General features: G+C 69.7%; 2 protein-coding genes. Both read left to right on the top strand.

Annotation, left to right across the window (positions count from 1 at the left end):
• The first annotated feature begins 189 nt into the window (after nucleotides 1-189).
• A complete protein-coding gene (istA, locus tag H0W38_RS20650; protein WP_292457722.1) occupies nucleotides 190-1719 on the top strand; it encodes an IS21 family transposase in 1530 nt (509 codons plus the stop codon).
• Nucleotides 1720-1729: 10 nt separating this feature from the next.
• Nucleotides 1730-2500, top strand: coding sequence for an IS21-like element helper ATPase IstB (gene istB / locus H0W38_RS20645; RefSeq protein ID WP_292457719.1), 771 nt, complete (start codon nucleotides 1730-1732; stop codon nucleotides 2498-2500).
• Nucleotides 2501-2637: the final 137 nt, after the last annotated feature.

The raw sequence follows: 2637 nt of genomic DNA, 5'->3' as shown, positions 1-2637 counted from the left end.
CCTTCGCGTAGTCTGCGCATTCCGGGGCCACCCGGTCAGGCGTTCCGATTTCATCCGGTCGGTGAATCCGATCTGATCCGGTCACCGATTCCGGGGCATCCGGTCACCCTCCCGGATCTCGGGTAGCGGCGCTGCTGGGCGATCCTGCGGCGGGTAGCCTCGCGCTCCTGATGGAGTGCGGGGAGCCCGATGAAGAGATTGCCGATGCGGAAGATCAGGGACGCGATGCGGCTGCGCGCCAGCGGGTTCTCGACGCGGAAGATCGCGGCGAGCCTCGGCGTCAGCCAGTCGACGGCCAGCGAGTATCTGAAGCGCGTGGAGCGGGCGGGGCTGTCGTGGCCGCTGCCCGACGACATGACGGATGCCGAGCTGGAGCGCCGGCTCTTCCACCCGACGGGCGGCGAGACGCGGGTCGTGCGGTCGCAGCCGGACTGGGCTGCGATCCACCGCGAGCTGCGGCGCAAGGGCGTGACGCTGTCGCTGCTATGGGAGGAGCACCGCGCCGTTCATCCCGACGGCTACGGCTACAGCCGGTTCTGCGAGCTCTACCGCCGCTGGGAAGGGCGCCTCACGCCGACCATGCGCCAGCACCATGTCGCCGGCGAGCGGATGTTCGTCGACTACGCCGGCGTGACGCTGGAGGTGATCGACCCCGCGACCGGCGAGGCCCGCATGGCGCAGCTCTTCATCGCCGCGCTCGGCGCCTCGAGCCACACCTACGCCGAGGCGACCTGGACGCAGGGTCTCTCCGACTGGGTCGGCGCGCACTGCCGGGCCTTTACCCACTTCGGCGGCGTCCCGGCGCAGATCGTCTCGGACAACCTCAAGGCCGGCGTCACCAAAGCTTGCTTCTACGAACCGGCGGTGAACCGCACCTATGCCGACATGGCCGCACACTACAATACCGCGGTGGTCCCGGCGCGGCCGCGCAAGCCGCGCGACAAGGCGAAGGTCGAGGTCGCGGTGCAGGTGGCGCAGCGGTGGATCGTGGCGCGGCTGAGGAACCGCAGGTTCTTCTCGCTATCGGAGCTCAACGCGGCGATCCGCGACCTGCTCGACCGGCTCAACGAGCGCGTCACCAGGCATCTCGGCACCAGCCGCCGCGCCCTCTTTGAAGAGCTGGAGCGCCCAGCACTGAAGCCGCTGCCGCAGGCGCCGTATGTCTTCGCAGAATGGCGGCAGCGCGCCGTCGGGCTCGACTACCACGTCGAGGTCGAGAAGCATTACTACTCGGCGCCGCACACGCTCCTGCGCGAGCGCGTCTGGGTGCGGATCACCGCGCGGACGGTGGAGATCTTCCACCGCGGCGAACGGGTCGCGGCGCACGCCCGCACCTCGTCCAACCGGCAGCACACGACCCTGCGCGACCACATGCCGTCGAGCCATCGGCGCTATGCCGACTGGACGCCGGAGAAGCTGCGGCGCCAGGCCGCCGGCATCGGGCCCGGCACGGCGACGCTGGTCGAGGTGATCCTGCGCGAGCGCACGCATCCCGAGCAGGGCTTCCGCTCCTGCCTCGGCATCCTGCGCCTGACCCGGACCCATGGCCGCGGCAGGCTCGAGGCCGCCTGCATCCGGGCGCTCGAGATCGGCGCCCGCTCCTACACCTCGGTCAGTTCCATCCTCAGGAACAACCTCGATCGCCGGCGGCCCGATGACGCCGCGGACGGGCCGGCGATCTCCCATCCCAATATCCGCGGCGCCGGATACTTCCATTGAAGGAGAGACGATGCTCGACCACCCCACGCTCGACCAGCTGAAGGCCCTCCGGCTCGACGGCATGGCCCAGGCCTTCACCGAGTTGCAGGCGCAGGATGCCGCCGGCGACCTCGCCCACGCCGAATGGCTCGCCCTGCTGATCGACCGCGAGGTCGCCAGCCGGAACACCCGGCGCTTCCAGACCCGGATGCGGGCCGCGAAGCTGCGCCATCTCGGCGCCGCCATCGAGGATGTCGACTACCGGACGCCCCGCAAGCTCGACAAGCCGCTGTTCCAGAAGCTGGCGACAGGCAGGTGGATCGCCGAGAAGCGCAACCTGCTGATCACCGGCCCCTGCGGGGTCGGCAAGACGTGGCTCGCCAGCGCGCTTGGCCAGAAGGCCTGCCGCGACGACCGGACCGTCATCTACAAGCGGCTGCCGCGCCTCTTCGCCGAGCTCGAGCTCGCCCACGGCGACGGCCGCTTCCCGCGACTGTTCCGCAGTCTCGTCAGGGCCGACCTTCTGATCCTCGACGACTGGGGACCCGACCGGCTCACCGCCAGCCAGCGGCGCGACCTCATGGAGATCGTCGAGGACCGATACGGCGCCGGCTCCACGCTCGTCACCAGCCAGCTTCCCGTCGACGCCTGGCACGAAGTGGTCGGCGAGCCGACCTTCGCCGACGCCATCCTCGACCGTCTCGTCCACAACGCCTACCGGCTCGACCTCGACGGACCATCAATGCGCAAGCGGACCGGCCAGGACGCCGCCTCGAACGTTGACGAACAGGTCCGCGGCTGACACGACGAAACCAAGCTCAGCGGCGACGCGATCCGGTGACCGGATACGGCGGAATGCCCGACCGGATGTCGTCGGAACAGCCGATCGAATGTTCCGGAATGCGCACCTGTTCTGGCGCAGGATCTGTCGGCAGGTCG

Origin of the sequence: Methylibium sp., from assembly GCF_013817365.1 — a bacterium.
Classification (GTDB): domain Bacteria; phylum Pseudomonadota; class Gammaproteobacteria; order Burkholderiales; family Burkholderiaceae_C; genus Methylibium.
Note: the sequence above shows the minus strand (reverse complement) of the source record. Positions and strands in the feature narration are given on the sequence as shown.

What these genes read in the sequence shown, in the direction of transcription:
- istA (WP_292457722.1), top strand. Translation starts at nt 190, where the DNA reads ATGAAGAGATTGCCGATGCGGAAGATCAGGGACGCGATGCGGCTGCGC.
- istB (WP_292457719.1), top strand. Translation starts at nt 1,730, where the DNA reads ATGCTCGACCACCCCACGCTCGACCAGCTGAAGGCCCTCCGGCTCGAC.